The sequence below is a fragment of the Streptomyces sp. LBL genome (assembly GCF_029893585.1).
Lineage (GTDB): Bacteria > Actinomycetota > Actinomycetes > Streptomycetales > Streptomycetaceae > Streptomyces.
In genome coordinates this window covers 107,010-124,745 of sequence record NZ_JARXYX010000006.1, presented here as the reverse complement: position 1 = coordinate 124,745, position 17,736 = coordinate 107,010, and the positions used below count along the sequence as shown (strand labels likewise).

Annotated in this window: 17 protein-coding genes; 8 read left to right on the top strand and 9 right to left on the bottom strand. The window is 69.6% G+C overall.

The genetic code is table 11. The features are described 5' to 3' along the window. The first annotated feature begins 4 nt into the window (after positions 1 to 4). The 3 genes from M2271_RS09235 (at position 5) to M2271_RS09225 (ending at position 1,661) form a co-directional block, all read left to right on the top strand. Positions 5 to 418, top strand: a complete 414-nt coding sequence (locus tag M2271_RS09235; protein WP_280886627.1) for a roadblock/LC7 domain-containing protein — start codon at positions 5 to 7, stop codon at positions 416 to 418. Positions 419 to 514: 96 nt separating this feature from the next. Next, on the top strand, positions 515 to 1,099 hold the full coding sequence (locus tag M2271_RS09230) for a DUF742 domain-containing protein (protein WP_280886626.1): 585 nt from the start codon (positions 515 to 517) through the stop codon (positions 1,097 to 1,099). After that, entirely contained in the window at positions 1,080 to 1,661 is a 582-nt protein-coding gene (locus tag M2271_RS09225) for an ATP/GTP-binding protein (protein WP_013000463.1), read from the top strand. The genes M2271_RS09230 and M2271_RS09225 overlap by 20 nt, the downstream gene beginning before the upstream one ends. A 612-nt stretch (positions 1,662 to 2,273) precedes the next feature. On the opposite strand, the gene M2271_RS09220 is transcribed toward M2271_RS09225, so the two are convergent. Beyond that, positions 2,274 to 2,630, bottom strand: coding sequence for a hypothetical protein (locus tag M2271_RS09220; RefSeq protein WP_280886625.1), 357 nt, complete (start codon positions 2,628 to 2,630; stop codon positions 2,274 to 2,276). A 147-nt stretch (positions 2,631 to 2,777) separates the two neighbouring features. Here M2271_RS09220 and M2271_RS09215 point away from each other — a divergent pair, with 147 nt between their 5' ends. Beyond that, complete coding sequence (locus tag M2271_RS09215) at positions 2,778 to 3,629, top strand: helix-turn-helix transcriptional regulator (RefSeq protein WP_280886624.1); 852 nt, start codon at positions 2,778 to 2,780, stop codon at positions 3,627 to 3,629. Between the two features lie 9 nt (positions 3,630 to 3,638). Beyond that, positions 3,639 to 3,827 carry a DUF397 domain-containing protein gene (locus M2271_RS09210; RefSeq protein WP_280886623.1) on the top strand — a complete coding sequence of 63 codons (189 nt, stop codon included), beginning with the start codon at positions 3,639 to 3,641 and terminating at the stop codon, positions 3,825 to 3,827. Positions 3,828 to 4,019: 192 nt separating this feature from the next. On the opposite strand, the gene M2271_RS09205 is transcribed toward M2271_RS09210, so the two are convergent. The 3 genes from M2271_RS09205 to M2271_RS09195 all read right to left on the bottom strand — a co-directional run bounded on the left by M2271_RS09205 (position 4,020) and on the right by M2271_RS09195 (position 6,353). Next, positions 4,020 to 4,214, bottom strand: coding sequence for an acyl-CoA carboxylase subunit epsilon (locus tag M2271_RS09205; protein ID WP_280886622.1), 195 nt, complete (start codon positions 4,212 to 4,214; stop codon positions 4,020 to 4,022). Positions 4,215 to 4,279: 65 nt separating this feature from the next. Then, entirely contained in the window at positions 4,280 to 5,875 is a 1,596-nt protein-coding gene (locus M2271_RS09200) for an acyl-CoA carboxylase subunit beta (protein ID WP_280886621.1), read from the bottom strand. Between the two features lie 154 nt (positions 5,876 to 6,029). After that, on the bottom strand, positions 6,030 to 6,353 hold the full coding sequence (locus M2271_RS09195) for a hypothetical protein (protein WP_280886620.1): 324 nt from the start codon (positions 6,351 to 6,353) through the stop codon (positions 6,030 to 6,032). Between the two features lie 102 nt (positions 6,354 to 6,455). Here M2271_RS09195 and M2271_RS09190 point away from each other — a divergent pair, with 102 nt between their 5' ends. Beyond that, positions 6,456 to 7,064, top strand: a complete 609-nt coding sequence (locus M2271_RS09190) for a YceI family protein (RefSeq protein ID WP_280886619.1) — start codon at positions 6,456 to 6,458, stop codon at positions 7,062 to 7,064. A gap of 195 nt (positions 7,065 to 7,259) precedes the next feature. Here M2271_RS09190 and M2271_RS09185 read toward each other — a convergent pair whose 3' ends face one another. From M2271_RS09185 to M2271_RS09170, 4 genes are all read right to left on the bottom strand, one after another. After that, the gene (locus M2271_RS09185) at positions 7,260 to 8,639 is read right to left on the bottom strand and encodes a hypothetical protein (RefSeq protein WP_280886618.1); all 1,380 of its coding nucleotides are present in this window, start codon (positions 8,637 to 8,639) and stop codon (positions 7,260 to 7,262) included. A gap of 215 nt (positions 8,640 to 8,854) precedes the next feature. Beyond that, on the bottom strand, positions 8,855 to 10,459 hold the full coding sequence (gene cimA, locus M2271_RS09180; protein ID WP_280886617.1) for a citramalate synthase: 1,605 nt from the start codon (positions 10,457 to 10,459) through the stop codon (positions 8,855 to 8,857). 420 nt (positions 10,460 to 10,879) lie between these two features. Then, a complete protein-coding gene (locus M2271_RS09175; protein ID WP_280886616.1) occupies positions 10,880 to 11,971 on the bottom strand; it encodes a branched-chain amino acid aminotransferase in 1,092 nt (363 codons plus the stop codon). 270 nt (positions 11,972 to 12,241) lie between these two features. Next, complete coding sequence (locus M2271_RS09170) at positions 12,242 to 13,285, bottom strand: 3-isopropylmalate dehydrogenase (protein WP_280886615.1); 1,044 nt, start codon at positions 13,283 to 13,285, stop codon at positions 12,242 to 12,244. A gap of 154 nt (positions 13,286 to 13,439) precedes the next feature. Here M2271_RS09170 and M2271_RS09165 point away from each other — a divergent pair, with 154 nt between their 5' ends. Further along, positions 13,440 to 15,032: a metallophosphoesterase family protein gene (locus tag M2271_RS09165; protein WP_280886614.1), complete on the top strand. Its 1,593-nt coding sequence runs from the start codon at positions 13,440 to 13,442 to the stop codon at positions 15,030 to 15,032. A gap of 196 nt (positions 15,033 to 15,228) precedes the next feature. Here the strand turns inward: M2271_RS09165 and M2271_RS09160 are convergent, their stop codons facing one another. Continuing rightward, positions 15,229 to 15,360, bottom strand: a complete 132-nt coding sequence (locus tag M2271_RS09160; protein ID WP_280886613.1) for a hypothetical protein — start codon at positions 15,358 to 15,360, stop codon at positions 15,229 to 15,231. Positions 15,361 to 15,718: 358 nt separating this feature from the next. Here M2271_RS09160 and M2271_RS09155 point away from each other — a divergent pair, with 358 nt between their 5' ends. Further along, positions 15,719 to 17,647 (top strand): glycoside hydrolase family 97 catalytic domain-containing protein, encoded by a 1,929-nt coding sequence (locus tag M2271_RS09155; RefSeq protein WP_280886612.1) that lies wholly within the window; start codon positions 15,719 to 15,721, stop codon positions 17,645 to 17,647. Positions 17,648 to 17,736 lie beyond the last annotated feature (89 nt).

Sequence of the window (17,736 nt, the reverse complement as noted above, 5' to 3'; positions counted from 1 at the left end):
CCCGATGAGCCAGGCGGCACAGAACCTGAACTGGCTGATTACCAACTTCGTGGACAACACCCCCGGGGTGTCCCACACGGTGGTGGTCTCTGCCGATGGACTCCTTCTGGCGATGTCCGAAGGCTTTCCGCGCGACCGCGCCGACCAGCTCGCGGCCGTCGCCTCCGGTCTGACGTCTCTGACGGCAGGCGCCTCCCGTATCTTCGAGGGCGGCAGTGTGAACCAGACGGTTGTGGAGATGGAGCGGGGATTTCTCTTCATCATGTCCATCTCCGACGGCTCGTCGCTCGCGGTTCTCGCACATCCGGATGCGGACATTGGCCTTGTCGGGTACGAGATGGCACTCCTGGTGGACCGTTCCGGTACCGTCCTGACGCCCGATCTGCGTGCGGAGCTCCAGGGGAGCCTGCTCAACTAACAGACAGACGGTGCTTTTTGGCCTCCTAAGGCCATAAGGTTTCGGAACGCGGCTCCACAGGGATGGGTGCCCGGCACAGTCGGAGGAGGAGAGAAAGTGGCAACACCCCCAGGCGGTTCACCTTCGGGTAACTGGTCGTACGGATCCGGCCAGGGTCACGGCGACGGTTCCCAGAACCCCAACCGTTACAACTTTCCCTCCACCCCGAGCCGGCAGCGCCAGCAGCCGTACGCGCCCCAGGGCCCCGGTCCGTCACCGTACGACCAGCCCCCGGCCCCGCGCATCCAGCCCGTACAGCCGCATCGACGCACCCCTGAGCCGGCGCCCGCGGGGGCGGCGAACAACCCGCTGGTGCGTCCGTACGCCATGACCGGCGGCCGGACCCGCCCGCGCTACCAGCTCGCCATCGAGGCGCTGGTGCACACCACCGCGCAGCCGCACCAGATGCAGGGCCAGTTGCCCGAGCATCAGCGGATCTGCAACCTCTGCCGTGAGATCAAGTCGGTGGCCGAGATCTCGGCCCTCCTGACCATCCCTCTCGGTGTGGCCAGGATCCTCGTCGCCGACTTGGCGGAGGCGGGCCTGGTCGCCATCCATCAGCCCGGCGGCGACGAGAGCGCCGGCGGCCAGCCAGCCGTGACATTGCTCGAAAGGGTGCTCAGTGGACTTCGCAAGCTCTAGCGGAGGGCCTTCCCGCTCCACCACGTCCGCGAAGATCGTGGTGGCCGGCGGCTTCGGCGTGGGCAAGACCACGTTCGTCGGCGCCGTCTCGGAGATCAACCCGCTGCGCACCGAGGCCGTGATGACGTCAGCTTCGGCCGGCATCGACGACCTCACCCACACCGGGGACAAGACGACCACGACGGTCGCCATGGACTTCGGTCGCATCACGCTCGACCAGGACCTGATCCTGTACCTCTTCGGTACGCCCGGCCAGGACCGTTTCTGGTTCATGTGGGACGACCTCGTGCGCGGCGCCATCGGCGCGATCGTCCTGGTGGACACCCGCCGTCTCGCCGACTGCTTCCCCGCGGTCGACTACTTCGAGAACAGCGGCCTGCCGTTCGTCATCGCCCTCAACGGCTTCGACGGCCAGCAGCCGTACAACCCCGACGAGGTCCGCGAGGCGCTCCAGATCGGCCCGGACACCCCGATCATCACGACGGACGCCCGCCACCGCTCGGACGCGAAGTCAGCGCTGATCACGCTGGTGGAGCACGCGCTGATGGCCCGTTTGCGGTAGGCGGCTTCCCGCGAGAGACAGATGGGGGCGGCAGCCATTCAATGGCTGCCGCCCCCATCTGTCTCTGTATCTGCGTCTGCATCACGGCAGAAGTGGCACACCATCCCCCACAGCGCCCGGCTGCTCCGGAATGAGCGGCAGAGCAGCTCCAGTATGTCGAGCACGGAGGCCAGCAACTCCATTGCCGCACGCCGCCATTAATGGTTCCCAGGAGATTCTTGCGTACGTCCGAGCCCTTGATCTCGTGCTGGATCACATCGGACAGCTGCTCGGCTTTGCGCAGCTGTGGCCGGTAGTGCTTCTTCACCTCAAGGAAGTCCCACGTGAGGTCCTTCACCTGGGAACGCGGCACAGTGAACCCTCCGACGACGAGCACGGGTGGCGCGTCGGGACGGGCAGGATCGAGCGTCTGCCCGTTCCCCGCCTCGTCGATGTAGCAGAGATGCACTGAACCGAACCTCCCCGAAAACACATCTGTGGCCGCCCCCGAAGGGACGGCCACAGGGTCTGCGCAGCCATATGCGCGATATTTTGTGTGCTGCTCCGCAGCTTGCCAACGCCCAGCCCGCCCGGTCAAGGCGAACGTCACGCCATGTTGACAGTGGTTTTCAGTCAGTGGCGCTGCCCCGGGCCGGCTGCCCAAGTGCCGCGAGCAACCCCGCTCCCCAACGAGTCGGGCCACACGAGACTGCCAGTACTGCCGGGGCGCATGGAGATGAGCTGCGCAGCCCGCTCGGGGTTACGCAGCGACATACGGAACCCGCCATCCAAGGCCGAGACTTGGGCGCTTCCGTCGTCGTGGGCGAGGCCCCAGGCGGCGACGCGGGCGTCGCGGTCACCGTCCTCGGTGATGTATTCCTCGACCACAGCGAAGAGGCGGGGTGCGGTGGCGTTGACGAGGGCGTGGATCTCGTCGGTGAAGCCGTCGGGACGGTCGGGCTTCGGGAGGCCCGGGGATACGGTGGTCATGGCAATTTTCCTTTGCGTGCAGGGAGTTGCGTGTGAGAACGATAGACATGAACGCATAGATCTATGCCGTAAATTCTGTATGCTCTATGCGATTCACCCGTGTGAGGGACGTGCAGCACTCCCGCACGGACAGGAGAGGAGAAACCAGTGGCAGCGACTGGCCCACCCACGCTGAGGCAGCGACGACTGGGAACCGAGCTGCGCAAACTCCGCGAGCGGGCTGGGCTGAGCTCTACGGCGGGTGCCGCGCGCATCGGCGTACAGCAGGCCCGGATGAGCATGATGGAGGCAGGGCGCCACGGCGTCAGTGACGAGCGCGTACGTGCGCTGGCACTCGCCTACTCGTGCGACGACAGCGACTTGGTTGAGGCGCTGGCTGCGATGACTGGGCGTCGCGGCCGGGGTTGGTGGGACGAATACCGAGAGCTGCTCCCGCCCTCACTTGTCGAGGTCGCCGAGTTCGAGGCCGACGCCACCGAGCTGCGAGTCGGCGTGGTTGTCACCATGCCGGGCCTCGTTCAGACCCTCGACCACGCACGCGCGGCCTTCCAGCAGAGCGTCCCCTCCCTGCGCCCGTACGAGATCGAGCACCGGGTCTCATTCCGCATCAAGCGTCAGGCGATCCTGTTCGCGGAGAGGCCGACCCCGTACACCGCGATCGTTCACGAGGCCGCACTGCGGATGCGGGTGGGCTCCCCGGGCGTGATGCGCGACCAGCTTCTGCACTTGAACGAGATGAGCGAGCGCGGAAACATCCGCATCCTCGTCGTCCCCTTCGACCAGGTCGACTTTCCAGCCTCGGGGCAGCCCATCAGTTACGGGTCAGGACTCGTCCCGCAACTGGACACGGTCCTACTCGACTCCGACCACGGCTGCGACTTCCTCGACGCTGAAGCCCAGTTGCATCGATACCGCTCCGTACTCGACCGCATGGAGGCGTGCGCGCTCGCGCCCCATAAGACCCGCGACTTCATCCGCCGCCTGGCCAAAGACCTGTGAGGGAAGCCCGTGCATGCCTACACCTGGCAGAAGTCCTCGTACAGCACCGAGGGCGCGAACTGCCTCAACCTCGCCGCCGCACCCGACGGCACCCTCCGCCTGCGCGAGAGTGACGACCCTGACCGAATACTGGCCGTAGATCGAGAGGGACTCTCCGCGCTGCTGGCGACGATCAAGGAACCTCGGGGCAGCAACTGACGTGTCCGACCTGGAACGGCCTGTGCCCAACGTCCGTACGGTTGACACAGGGGCCCGGAACAGATGCTGGTCAAAGACTGTCAGGGCCTCTACCGGGCCGCTCTGGGCACTCGTAAGCCGAGTCGTCATGGAAACAGCAATCGCCGGACGGACTCCTCGCGGAGTCCGTCCGGCGATGGGGCAAGCAGGTGCTCAGCCGTGCCAGCTGTGCGGGGCCCGGAAGCCGGGCTCGCGCTCCAGGCGGCGCCAGCCGGCCTTGCGGTGGCCGCGGTGGGCCGGGGCTTCGGACGGCTGGGCGGCGGCGCGTGCCAGGAGGATGGCGGTGATGGCGGCGACTTCCTCGGGCTCGGCGTGGCCCTTCTCGACACGAATGTCAGGGGTGCTCATGGGCTTCAGTCTCCGTGAGAGAGGTTTCCGCGGGGGATCCCCCGGGTTACAGCGGATCCGCTGGGTTACTGCGGGGGGTTGCCGTGCTTGCGGGACGGCAGGTCGGCGTGCTTGGTGTGCAGCATCGCCAGGGACTGGATGAGGACCTCGCGGGTTTCCGCCGGGTCGATGACGTCGTCCACCAGACCACGCTCGGCCGCGTAGTACGGGTGCATGAGCTCGGACTTGTACTCCTTGACCATCCGGGCCCGCATGGCCTCGGGGTCCTCCGCGTCGGCGATCTGGCGGCGGAAGATGACGTTGGCGGCACCCTCCGCACCCATCACGGCGATCTCGTTCGTCGGCCACGCGTACGTCAGGTCCGCACCGATGGACTGGCTGTCCATGACGATGTACGCACCTCCGTAGGCCTTGCGCAGGATCAGGGAGATCCGCGGGACCGTCGCGTTGCAGTAGGCGTACAGCAGCTTCGCGCCGTGCCGGATGATTCCGCCGTGCTCCTGGTCGACGCCCGGGAGGAACCCGGGTACGTCCAGGAACGTGACGATCGGGATATTGAAAGCGTCACACATCTGGACAAAGCGCGCAGCTTTTTCCGACGCCTCGATGTCCAGGACGCCGGCCAGGGACTGCGGCTGGTTGGCCACGATGCCCACCACCTGGCCGTCCAGCCGGGCCAGCGCGCAGATGATGTTGCGGGCCCAGCGCTCGTGGACCTCCAGGTAGTCGCCGTCGTCGACGATCTCCTCGATGACCTTGGTCATGTCGTACGGACGGTTGCCGTCGGCCGGGACCAGGTCCAGCAGGACGTCCGAACGGCGGTCCGGCACGTCCGCGGACTCCGCGCGCGGCGGGTTCTCGCGGTTGTTCTGCGGGAGCATCGACAGGAGGTAGCGCACCTCGGCGAGGCAGGTCTCCTCGTCGTCGTAGGCGAAGTGACAGACGCCCGAGGTCTCGGCGTGCACGTCCGCGCCGCCCAGACCGTTCTGGGTGATCTCCTCGCCTGTCACGGCCTTGACCACGTCCGGGCCCGTGATGAACATCTGGGAGGTCTCGCGGACCATGAAGACGAAGTCCGTCAGAGCGGGGCTGTAGGCCGCGCCGCCGGCGCACGGGCCGAGCATCACCGAGATCTGCGGGATGACCCCGGACGCCCTGGTGTTGCGCTGGAAGATGCCGCCGTAGCCGGCGAGGGCGCTGACGCCCTCCTGGATGCGGGCACCGGCACCGTCGTTCAGGGACACCAGGGGCGCCCCGGCCGCGATGGCCATGTCCATGATCTTGTGGATCTTCGTGGCGTGGGCCTCGCCCAGCGCGCCGCCGAAGATACGGAAGTCGTGGGCGTAGACGAAGACCGTACGGCCCTCCACCGTGCCCCAGCCGGTGATGACGCCGTCGGTGTACGGCTTCTTGCCCTCCAGGCCGAACCCGGTCGCCCGGTGCCGGCGCAGTTGCTCGACCTCCCGGAAGGAACCCGGGTCCAGGAGCAGCTCGATGCGCTCCCGCGCGGTCAGCTTGCCCTTGGCGTGCTGCGCCGCGGTCGCCTTCTCACCGGGGCCGGCCAGTGCCTGCGCACGGATCTCGTGCAGCTCGGCGACCCGCCCGCGCGCGTCCGTCGGCTCACCCGTCGACTCACCCGGCGCCTCATCCAAAACGGTCATGTAGCGACCTTACGAAAACCACCAACGAAAGCTCGCCGTCGACTCCGTACAGTCTCCGGACCGTTTTCCTGGTACCACTGAACAGAACCTCAGGCCCATGCAGCCGTTCCGACTGCTCAGAGGACCTCACGCTTGTAGAGGTCACACAAAGAGATCAGCCGAGAGCCACCTCACGTTCATGGGTGGCACACTCCCTCGCCGGAGTGACAATCAGACCCAGTCGGCGGTCCGTGGAGAGCACCTCGGCCGCGTCGTCCGCCCGGACCGCCTCGCGAACAGGGTGGCCCCAGACGATCTCCAGGGGTGCGCCCGTACGGGCGGCTCGCTCACGCAGAGGGTAGCGGTACGGGCCCCGGCGGCGGACCAGCACGCTCGCTCTGGCGGACGCGGTCGGTCCGCGCACCGTACCGGCCTGCCGGAAGGTGGCGGCGGTGAGGCCCGAGGGAGGGAGCGTGCTGGTCCGCCTGGCGGTATTCACGCCACGATTTCGCCGATGACGTTGATGTGCGCCCGGAATAGGTCTACCGTCGTCACCGTTAACCTCGTTGAATCTTCAACATCCTCTCCCCGGGAGCACATCATGGGCATCTTCGGCCGCAAGGACAGCACCGACACCGGCACCGCGGCGCCCGCCGCCGTGAACCCCGACCTCGCCGCGCTGACCGGCGACTACACGCTCGACCCGGCCCACTCGACGATCGGCTTCGTGGCACGCCACGCCATGGTCACCAACGTCAAGGGCAAGTTCCTCGACTTCAGCGGCACGCTCCACCTGGACGGCAGCGCCCCGTCCGCGTCCACGGCGTCCCTCGACGTCACGATGGACAGCATCGACACCGGGTCCCCGGACCGCGACGGACACCTGAAGAGCTCGGACTTCTTCAAGACGGACGAGTTCCCCACCATGACCTTCCGCTCCACCTCGGCCGAGGCCCTGGGCGGCGACGACTACCGGATCACCGGTGACCTGGAGATCCTCGGCACCACCAGGCCGCTCACCATCGACCTCGAGTTCAACGGCGCCGCGAAGGACCCGTTCGGCAACGAGCGCGTCGGCTTCGAGGGCAAGGCGGAGATCCTGCGCTCCGACTGGGGCCTGACCTGGAACACGGCGCTGGACACGGGCGGCGTCCTGGTCTCCGACAAGATCAAGCTGAGCTTCGACATCTCGGCGATCAAGAACGCGTGAGCTGTCCGCGCCGGTCCTCCCGGCCGCGTCTTTGAGCGTCCCCGCCCTTGAGCGTCCCCGCCCGCCGTTCCGGCACGGGGAGGGCGGGCGCTCGCGTGTGCGGCGCCGGGCGCCGTGACCGGACCGCGGTGGCCGGATCCCGCCCCTCGCCCCTTGTGTGCGCCGACCGCGTTCTCGTCATCCGGTTCGAGCGCGTCAGAACCCTCCGCCGAAGTCTCCGCCGCCCCCGCCGAAATCGCCGCCTGAGCCGAAGTCCCCTCCCCCGCCGAAGCCGCCGCCGAAGTCGTCCGAGTTGAAGTCGGCGCCGGACAGGTCGCCGCCGTCGTAGCCGCCGGTGCCGAAGTCGCCGTAGCCCGCGCCGTAGTCGGCGGCGTAGGACGGGGTGGCCATCATGCTGCCGAGCAGGGTGCCGACCAGCAGGCCGGGCAGGATGCCGCCGCCGAAGTAGCCGCCCGCCCAGGGGCCGTACGCGGGGCCCGCCTCCCAGTACGGGCGGCGGCCGTACTCGGTGTCGACCTCGCGGACCATCGGGTCACGGCCGTCGGCGAGCCGGGCCTGGTCGGCCGCGCAGACCGGGACCTCACGGGTCGCGCCGCCCGGGGGCGTCCAGGTCATGTCGGCGACCGAGGGACCGTGGCGCGGGTCGAAGAAGCAGGGCGGCCGGCGCTCGGGCAGGGGCCGGCCCTCGCGGCGGGCGGCCAGCGCGGCGAGCGAGAAGCGCCCGTCCTCCAGGGCCTGGGTGACGGCCCGTACGTCCTCCGGTTTCGCGGCCTCCGCCATGGCCGACTTCGCCCGGTCGTAGGCGTCCAGCGCCCGCTCGTAGTCCGCGCGCATGACGTCGTCCGCGCCCGCCTCCGCCGGATGGAAGTCGAGTCGGTCCAGCTCCTCGCCGAACGCGGTGATGTCCTCGTCGACGACCACCCGCAGCTTCTCCAGCGCGGCCCGCTGCTCCTCCGCGTGGCGGCGCCGGTTGCGGCGGACCAGCGTGTAGGCGCCCGCGCCGGCGACGGTCAGGACGACCCCGGCGGTGATCAGCCCGGTGGTGCCCACTCCGCCGCCGCTGTCGGAGGAGCCCCAGGTGGAGGGGGCCGAACCGCCCATGTTGGTGAGGGCGCTGTTGGTGAAGTCGCTCAGCTGGGCCCCGGTCTTCTCCCCCTCGACGGTGGTGACCAGGTTCCGCACAGCGGCCCGCGGCAGGACGGCGGAGTCGGCGCGGGCGTCGAAGCGGTCACCGAGACGGACCGCGTACAGGCCGGTGATCCCGGTGGCGGTGCGCAGCTTGGTGAAGAGGTCCTGGGTGGGGTAGCCGGCGGGCAGGACCGCCACGAAGAGCGGCTTGTCCGTCTTCTTGATCTGCCGGGCGAGCGAGTCGGCGTCCGCCCGCGACAACTGTGCCGACGCGGCGGGATCGACGTACACCGGGCTCTCGCGCAGGGCCTTGGCGACGGCCGGGACACTCGTGGCCGCGGTGGCGGTGGGGGCGCCCGCCGTCAGAACCGTCAGGACGGCCAGGACGGCGAGCACCGCTGCGAGCAGCAGCCGGATCGGACCTCGGGTCGGTAGCGCGGCCTTCATACCTCGAAACTACCCGAAAGGCCGAGGACCGGGCAGGTGAGCAGGCAGGCGTCCACACCTCCCGGCAGGCCACTGGGACCCTCTCCACCGCCTCTGCGTACCGCCCGGTCAGGAGTAGACGGCCCGCCACGGCGGCGGCCGTCGGGGCTCGGGGCTGGGCCACGGCGGCGGCCGTGGGAGGGCTTCGTGTTCAGATGCCCCCCCGTGCCGGGTGCCTACTCCGCCGGCTCCACGCCCGCCCGCAGCAGCCCGTACGCGTACGCGTCCTCCAGGGCCTGCCAGGACGCGGCGATGACGTTCTCCGCGACGCCGACCGTCGACCACTCCCCCGCCCCGTCGGACGTGGAGATCAAAACGCGGGTGGTGGACTGGGTGCCGTGGACGCCCTCCAGGATGCGGACCTTGTAGTCGACGAGGTCCAGCTTGGCGAGCTGGGGGTAGATCTTCTCCAGCGCGACTCGCAGGGCGCGGTCCAGGGCGTTGACCGGGCCGTTGCCCTCCGCCGTGGCGACGATGCGCTCACCCTTGGCGTAGAGCTTGACCGTGGCCTCGTTGGCGTGGGTGCCGTCGGGGCGGTCCTCGACGATCGCGCGCCAGGACTCGACCTCGAAGTACTTGAGGGGCCTGCCCTCGATCTCGGCGCGGAGCAGCAGCTCGAACGACGCGTCCGCGGCCTCGTACGTGTAGCCCTTGAGCTCGCGTTCCTTCACCCGCGCGACCACCCGGCCGACCAGCTCGCGGTCGTCGCCGAGGTCGACACCGAGTTCCTTGCCCTTGAGTTCGATCGAGGCGCGGCCCGCCATGTCCGACACCAGCATCCGCATGGTGTTGCCGACCAGCTCCGGGTCGATGTGCTGGTACAGGTCCGGGTCGACCTTGATCGCGGAGGCGTGCAGGCCCGCCTTGTGGGCGAAGGCGGAGACGCCGACGTAGGGCTGGTGGGTGGAGGGGGTGAGGTTGACGACCTCGGCGATCGCGTGCGAGATGCGGGTCATCTCCCGCAGGCGGCCCTCGGGCACCACCTTCATGCCGTACTTCAGCTCCAGCGCCGCGACCACCGGGAACAGGTTGGCGTTGCCGACCCGCTCGCCGTAGCCGTTCGCCGTGCACTGGACGTGGGTCGCGCCCGCGTCCACGGCTGCGAGGGTGTTGGCGACCGCGCAGCCCGTGTCGTCCTGGGCGTGCATACCGAGCCGGGCGCCGGTGTCCGCCAGCACCGTGGAGACGACCGCCTGGACCTGCGCCGGGAGCATGCCGCCGTTGGTGTCGCAGAGGATCACGACGGACGCGCCGGCGTCCGACGCCGCCCGTACGACGGCCTTCGCGTACTCCGGGTTGGCGCGGTAGCCGTCGAAGAAGTGCTCGCAGTCGACGAAGACCGTGCGGCCCTGCTCGCGCAGGAAGGAGACGGTGTCGCGGACCATCTCCAGGTTCTCGTCCAGCGTGGTGCGCAGGGCGAGCTCGACATGGCGGTCGTGGGACTTCGCGACGAGGGTGATCACCTCGGCGCCCGACTCCAGAAGCGCTCTGACCTGCGGGTCCTCGGAGGCCTTTGCGCCGGCCCGCCGGGTCGCGCCGAAGGCGACCAGCCGGGCGTGCTGGAAGTCGATCTCCTTCTGGGCGCGGGCGAAGAACTCGGTGTCCCGCGGGTTGGCGCCGGGCCAGCCGCCCTCGATGAAGCCCACGCCGAAGTCGTCCAGGTGCCGTGCGATCGCCAGCTTGTCCGCGACGGTGAGGTTGATGCCCTCCCGCTGGGCGCCGTCGCGCAGGGTGGTGTCGAAGACGTGGAACGAGTCGTCGAGCTCGCTGGTTTCGGTCATGGTGTCAAGGCTCCTGTGTTGGATCTCGGTCTACCGGAATGACCGGCTCCACCGTCCCCAGATGGTCCCTCACGCTCTCGCCTCCGGCTGTGGGTGGGCCAGAAATGCGAAAAACCTCTCGCGGGTGCGAGAGGTCTGCGCGCGGGTCGAGACGACGGTGTCCGCCCGTACCTTGTCGTACGTGGCGGTCACTGCGGACCGGCGCGCCTGCTGCCAATAATCATGGCGAACGAGAGCACGGGGGCATTCTGGCACAACCCGCCCCCGTGCTCACGGCCCGTCTCAGCATGCGAGCCCGCGATCTTCCGCCCGGGACGTCCGGGGCCCGGAAGGCACAGCGGAGTCGGCGGACGAAGCCGTCGTAGTGGCCGTTGGTTTCGTCGCGGCCCGGGGCCCGCCTCTTCGTCGACCGCGGGGCGGTCAGCCCAGCTTGTGCATCCAGCCGTGCTTGTCCTCGGTCACACCCCGCTGGATGCCCAGCAGGGCCTCGCGCAGTCGCAGTGTGACGGCGCCCGGGGTGCCGTCGCCGTGGGTCCAGGCGGAGTCCTTGGTCTTGACGTGGCCGATGGGGGTGACCACGGCCGCGGTGCCGCAGGCGAAGACCTCGGTGAGGGCACCGGAGGCGGCGTCCGCGCGCCACTGCTCCAGGGTGATGACGCCCTCCTCGGCGGTGTAGCCGAGGTCGCGGGCGGCCTGGAGGAGGGAGTCGCGGGTGATGCCCTCCAGGATGGAGCCGGTCAGCTCCGGGGTGACGATGCGGTCGCCGTAGACGAAGGCGATGTTCATGGAGCCGGACTCCTCGACCTTCGTGCGGGTCACCGCGTCGAGGTAGACGACCTGGTCGCAGCCGTTGGCCGCGGCCTCGGCCTGCGGCAGCAGGGAGGCCGCGTAGTTGCCGCCCGTCTTGGCGTCACCGGTGCCGCCGGGGACCGCGCGCACGTGGTCCTCGGAGACCCAGATGGTGACCGGCTTGACGCCGCCGGCGAAGTAGGCGCCGGACGGGGAGGCGATCAGCATGAACAGATACTCGTTCGCCGGGTGCACGCCGAGCGCGGCCTCCGTGGCGAACATGAACGGGCGCAGGTAGAGGGACTCCTCGCCGCCGTGCGGCGGCACCCAGTCGGCGTCCTGGCCGAGCAGCGCGTCGAGGGCCGCGATGAACAGCTCCTCGGGAAGCTCCGCCATGGCCATGCGGCGGGCCGAGCGCCGGAACCGGCGGGCGTTGGCCTCGGGGCGGAAGACCGCGACCGAACCGTCGGCCTGGCGGTACGCCTTGAGACCCTCGAAGATCTCCTGGCCGTAGTGCAGGACGTGGGTCGAGGGGTCGAGGGAGATCGGCCCGTACGGGACGAGCTGCGCGTCGTGCCAGCCCCGCCCCTCCGTCCACCTGATCGTCACCATGTGGTCGGTGAAGTGGCGGCCGAACCCGGGGTTGGCCAGGATCGTCTCGCGCTCGGCGGCGGAGAGCGGGCTGGCGGAGGGCTTGAGCTCGATCGTCGTGGGCGTCGTCATGAGTGGTGTCCTTCACCGGTTGTAGTGACGGGCCGCGCTCACGCCCGTACTGCCAGTGGCCAGTGCTAGGACGTCCGAGCATTCCCTCATTCCGCGGCTCCGCGTCCGATTATCGCAAGCGGGAGTCCGATGGGGGTACCGCCCATGCCTTTGCGGGCGTGGGGGAGGAAACGGCGTGAAATGCGACCCGGGGATGATGGTGGCACCCGGCGGGAACATGCGAAAGCCGCCGGGTACGGAGTGACCCGGCGGCTTACAGGAAGCGGCGGGTCAGCCGGCTACGCGTACGGCGAGCGCGTCGCCGATCTCGGAGGTGCTGCGGGCCGGCTTGCCGGTGCGCTCCGCGAGGTCGACGGCGACCGCCTCGTCGATACGGGCGGCCTCGGCCTCGTAGCCGAGGTGACGCAGGAGCAGGGCGATGGACAGGACCGTGGCGGTGGGGTCGGCCTTGCCCTGGCCGGCGATGTCCGGGGCCGAGCCGTGCACGGGCTCGAACATCGAGGGGAACTCGCCGGACGGGTTGATGTTCCCGCTCGCGGCGACGCCGATGCCGCCGGAGACGGCCGCGGCGAGGTCGGTGATGATGTCACCGAAGAGGTTGTCGGTGACGATCACGTCGAAGCGCTCGGGCTGCGTGACCAGGTAGATGGTCGCCGCGTCCACGTGCATGTACTCGGTGGTGACGTCGGGGAACTCCGCGGCCACCTTGTTGAAGATGTTCGTCCACAGGTGACCCGCGAAGGTCAGCACGTTGTTCTTGTGGATCAGCGCGAGCTTCTTGCGCGGGCGGGCCTGGGCGCGGGCGAACGCGTCCCGGACCACGCGCTCCACACCGAAGGCCGTGTTGACGGAGACCTCGGTGGCGACCTCGTGCTCGGTCCCCTTGCGGATGGTGCCGCCGTTGCCCGTGTACGGGCCCTCGGTGCCCTCGCGGACGACCACGAAGTCGACCTGCGGCTCACCGGCCAGCGGGGTGGCGACACCCGGCAGGAGCTTCGAGGGACGCAGGTTGACGTGGTGGTCGAAGGCGAAGCGGAGCTTGAGCAGGAAGCCGCGCTCCAGGACGCCGGACGGCACCGACGGGTCGCCGATCGCGCCGAGCAGGATGGCGTCGTGCTGCTTGAGGGCGTCGAGGTCGGCGTCGGTGAGGGTCTCACCGGTGGCGTGGTAACGCGTGGCGCCGAAGTCGTAGTCCTTGGTCTCCAGCTTCACATCCTGCGGAAGGACGGCGGAGAGGACCTTCAGGCCCTCGGCCACGACTTCCTGGCCGATGCCGTCACCGGGGATCACTGCGAGATTGATGCTGCGAGACATGTCGGAACCGTACTCCCTGTCCCATGGGATGACATGCGGTGTCCGCGATACGGACACGACAGGGGGAGGTTCGCGTCAACACGTTGCCGTGCGTTCACCCGTACGTATGGCGGGTGTTGTGGCGAGCGTTGAGGTCCGCTGGGAACTTATCCCCATGGAGACACCCGACTGCGGCATTCCGGCCGACCTCGCGCGCCGGATGAGCATGGCCGAGCAGCACGAGTACCTGCGCACCAAGCTGTCCCGGCGCCGCACGCTGGTGACGGCGGGCGCGGTGGCCGGCGGGCTGCTGACGGGGTGTTCGAGCGGCGACGTGCCGCGCGGCGCGGTCAGCCCGACAGCCCTGTCCGCGTCGGCATCCGCCTCCACGTCCGCGTCGGCGTCCCGGGTGAACGGTTCGGCCGTGGCGCCCTTCGGCCGCCATCTCGCCTTCGGTGCCGACCCGAAGACCCAGATGCGGATCTCCTGGCAGGTGCCGCTCGCGGTGCGCAAGCCGTACGTCCGGATCGGTACTCGGCCCGACGAGCTGAGCCGGAAGATCGACGCCGAGATACGCGACCTGCACACTCCGGGTGTGAGCGGGGTACGTCTGGCGCTCGACCAGTTCTACGGGCACGCGGCGCTGGACGGCCTGCTCCCCGGGACGACGTACTACTACGGCGTGGGCCACGACGGCTTCGACCCGGCCGCCCCCGCCCACCGCTCGACGATCGGCTCGTTCCGTACCGCCCCGTCGGCCCCGGAGCGGTTCGTGTTCACCGCGTTCGGCGACCAGGGCGTCAGTCGGGCGGCCGCCGCCAACGACCATGTCCTGCTGCGCCAGAAGCCCGCCTTCCACCTCCACGCGGGCGACCTCTGCTACGCCGACGGCACCGGCCACGGCGAGAAGTCGGACGGCTACGACCCCGGCTACTGGGACCTGTTCCTCAAGCAGAACGAGCAGGTCGCGCGGTCGGTCCCGTGGATGGTGACGACCGGCAACCACGACATGGAGGCCTGGTACTCCCCGGAGGGCTACGGCGGCCAACTGGCCCGCTGGTCCCTCCCGGACAACGGCGTCGACCCGCGTACCGCACCGGGCGTGTACGCGTTCACGTACGGCAACGTCGCCTGTGTGGCACTGGACGCGAACGACGTGTCGTACGAGATCCCGGCCAACCTCGGCCACACGGGCGGGAAGCAGACGGCCTGGCTGGACGCGAAACTGGCCGCACTGCGGGCGGACCCCTCGGTCGACTTCGTTGTGGTCTTCTTCCACCACTGCGCCTTCTCGACCTCCTCGCACGCCTCCGACGGGGGCGTGCGCGAGGAGTGGTTGCCGCTGTTCGCGAAGCACCAGGTGGATCTGGTGATCAACGGGCACAACCACGTCTACGAACGCACGGACGCCATCAGGAACGGCGAGGTGGGCCGGCCGGTCCCGATCGGCGCCTCGACCGACCCGACCCGCGACGGGATCGTGTACGTCACGGCGGGCGGCGGCGGCAGGGACCTGTACGGCTTCCCGGTGGGCGTGAAGGAGAGCTACGAGGGGCACGTCAAGGACCGCGAGTCCGTGGAGTCCTTCCAGTGGACGAAGGCGCAGCAGCCCAGGAAGGAGACCGTGGAGTGGTCCCGGGTGCGCTACCGCGGGTTCTCCTTCCTCTCGGTGGAGGCCCAGAGCGGTACGCGACCGAAGCTCACGGTGTCGGCGCTGGCGCAGAGCGGGGAGCGCATCGACCATTTCGAGGTGCGGCGCGGCGCATGAGCCCGCGCCGCACCTCGTACGGGTGCGGCTCCCGGCTGGTACGGCTCCCGACAGGCGCGTCGGTTGCGACTCCCCGCCGGTACGGCTCCCGACGGGTACGGCTCCCGACGGGTGCGACTCCCGCTGCTGCGGGCTTCGCGCCGACATGGGGCTTCGCGGCTGGTGCGGGCTTCCCTGCCGGTCCGGGCTTCGCGGCTCAGTGGCCGGTCGAGCCGCCGTTGTCGCGGCGGTCGAGGGCGCGCTGGAGCGCGGCGGCGGCGTTCTTGCGGTCGGACTCGCTCGTACGGGAGATGTGACGGACTCGAGGGCGGACGGTCGTCTCGGCCATGGGGAATCGACTCCTTCGAGATCCCGGACTGCGGAACAAGGGTGACGAGATTCCCCCCACTGCCTCACGGGCGTGGGAGGTGCCCCCGGAGGGAGCGGGAAGCGGTGCCGCAGGGATCGCCTGCACGGGCCCGACTCGCGACCGTCATTCGCTGGATGGAGCGAGACGTTCAGCTTCTACAAAGCTAAGGGAGGGCGGCCTGCCTGTCTGCACAATTACTCGGACTTCCTACTATCTGAGACGGTGGAATGAGTCACCCGCCCAGTTGTCCGATGTATTTTGCTGCACAACTTCTTGACAGCCTCATTCGCGACGTCCACCCTCACAGTCATCCGATGACTGTGACTGGGAGAGCCGCATGCCCCCCATACCGGCCCTGTTAAGACCACGCCCCCTCGCACTGACTCTCTGTTCCGCACTGCTCGCCACCGCGGTGGCCGCGCCGTCCGCCCTCGCCGGCCCGACGGACCGGGGACGGTCCTGGGAGGTGGCGGGTCCGCCGGGCTCCCCCACGGCCGTGGTGGCGCTCGACCCGACCGACGGGCACCCCACCCTGGCCGTCAGACGCGGCGGCCGTACGGTCCTGGAGCCCTCGCCCGTCGGCCTGGTCACCGAACGGGCCGACTTCTCCAAGGACCTGACCTTCACCGGCCGCACCAACCGCACGGTGGCCGGGAGTTACACCAGCACGACGGGCAAGTCCGAGCGACGCGTCGTCCGCATGACCGAGTCCCGCTTCCGCTTCCGTACGGCGGCCGGGGCCCGCGTCGACCTGGTGACCCGGGTGGCCCGGGACGGCGTCGCGTACCGCTATGTGCTCCCCCGCGACCAGGGCGACGTCCTGCGCGAGACCTCCGCGTTCACACTGCCCGCGGGCACGGACGCGGTCATCGGCAAGTACCGCGCCGACAACGAGCTGCCCTTCGTCCGGTACGCGTCCGCGACCGAGCCGGCGACGGGCCCGTACGCGATGCAGGCCCTCTTCAAGACCCCAGGCGGCCAGGCTCTGATCGCCGAGTCGGACGTCAACGGCAGCTACTCGGGCGCCCACCTGACGCACGAGGCGGGCTCCTCGACCTACCAGGTCGGCCTCTGGAACGACGAACCCGTTCAGGTCCCGGACGGCTCCGGGCTCACCACGCCCTGGCGGGCGGTCATCACCGGCGACCTCGCGACCGTCACCGAGTCGACCTTCGTCGACGACCTGGCCCCGCCCTCCCGCGTCCGCGACACCTCGTGGATCAAGCCCGGTCCCGGGCTGTGGACCTGGCTCGCGGGCGGCAAGACGGCCGGGCAGAGCCTCGACGCGCAGAAGGGTTACGTCGACTACGCCGCCGAGCGCGGATGGCCGTACGAGGTCGTGGACTCGGGCTGGTACTTCAAGCCGGGCGAGTGGGAGGTCATCGACCCCGACTGGCAGACCAACAGCTGGATGCCCGAGCTGGTGCGGTACGGGGCGGCCAAGGGCGTCAAGATCCAGGTCTGGCTGCACTACACGCTGCTCACGGACCCGGTCGAGCGCGAGAAGTGGCTGTCCACGCTGGAGCGCTGGGGCGTGAAGGGCGTCAAGATCGACTTCATGGACTCGGAGTCGCAGGAGCGGTTCCGCTGGTACGACGACGTCCTGGAGGCCACCGCCCGCCACCACCTGATGGTCAACTTCCACGGCTCGACCATCCCGAAGGGCATGCAGCGCACCTGGCCGCAGGTGCTGACCTTCGAGGGCGTCGGCGGCGAGGAGAAGCGCAACAACACGGCCGAACACCTCGCGTCCCTGCCCTTCACCCGCAACGTCATCGGCTCGATGGACTTCACCCCCGGTGCCTTCCACCGTCCGTACCGGCCCAACGTGGCCTCGGACGCGGGTGAGCTGGGCCTGACGGTGCTGTACGAGTCCGGCATCCAGAACCTCTCCGGGACGCCCGAGTCGTACGAGGCCCGTCCCGAGGCCCGTCGCTACCTGGAGCAGCTGCCCGCGCGCTGGGAGCGGACCCGGCTGCTGACCGGTGATCCCGGACGCGCCGCGGTCCTCGCCCGGCAGGCGCCGGACGGCCGGTGGTTCATCGGCGGTACGTTCGCGGGCGCGGCGCAGACCGTGGACGTACCCCTGCGGCTGGGTGCCGGCCGCTGGCTGGTGGAGACCGTCACGGACGGCCCGGCCGGACTCGTCCGCACCCCGCACGTGGTGCGCGACGGCGCCACCCTCTCCGTACCGGTGATCGCCGACGGCGGCTTCGCCGCGGTGGCGTGCCACTGGCGGGCGGGCCGCACGAGCTGCGACAACTGACCCTCGTCAGTCGCAGCACAGGGCGGTCGCGCCGGTGTCGGAACACCGTCGCGACCGCCTCCTGCGTGGTGGCGCCCCCTTCAGCGAGG

Bases quoted from the DNA above. Each gene is read 5' to 3' on its own strand.
- cimA (WP_280886617.1), bottom strand. From the start codon at position 10,459: ATGACCGAAACCAGCGAGCTCGACGACTCGTTCCACGTCTTCGACACC.
- M2271_RS09175 (WP_280886616.1), bottom strand. From the start codon at position 11,971: ATGACGACGCCCACGACGATCGAGCTCAAGCCCTCCGCCAGCCCGCTC.
- M2271_RS09200 (WP_280886621.1), bottom strand. From the start codon at position 5,875: ATGACCGTTTTGGATGAGGCGCCGGGTGAGTCGACGGGTGAGCCGACG.
- M2271_RS09165 (WP_280886614.1), top strand. From the start codon at position 13,440: ATGGAGACACCCGACTGCGGCATTCCGGCCGACCTCGCGCGCCGGATG.
- M2271_RS09220 (WP_280886625.1), bottom strand. From the start codon at position 2,630: ATGACCACCGTATCCCCGGGCCTCCCGAAGCCCGACCGTCCCGACGGC.
- M2271_RS09160 (WP_280886613.1), bottom strand. From the start codon at position 15,360: ATGGCCGAGACGACCGTCCGCCCTCGAGTCCGTCACATCTCCCGTACG.
- M2271_RS09185 (WP_280886618.1), bottom strand. From the start codon at position 8,639: ATGAAGGCCGCGCTACCGACCCGAGGTCCGATCCGGCTGCTGCTCGCA.
- M2271_RS09170 (WP_280886615.1), bottom strand. From the start codon at position 13,285: ATGTCTCGCAGCATCAATCTCGCAGTGATCCCCGGTGACGGCATCGGC.
- M2271_RS09190 (WP_280886619.1), top strand. From the start codon at position 6,456: ATGGGCATCTTCGGCCGCAAGGACAGCACCGACACCGGCACCGCGGCG.
- M2271_RS09235 (WP_280886627.1), top strand. From the start codon at position 5: ATGAGCCAGGCGGCACAGAACCTGAACTGGCTGATTACCAACTTCGTG.
- M2271_RS09205 (WP_280886622.1), bottom strand. From the start codon at position 4,214: ATGAGCACCCCTGACATTCGTGTCGAGAAGGGCCACGCCGAGCCCGAG.
- M2271_RS09155 (WP_280886612.1), top strand. From the start codon at position 15,719: ATGCCCCCCATACCGGCCCTGTTAAGACCACGCCCCCTCGCACTGACT.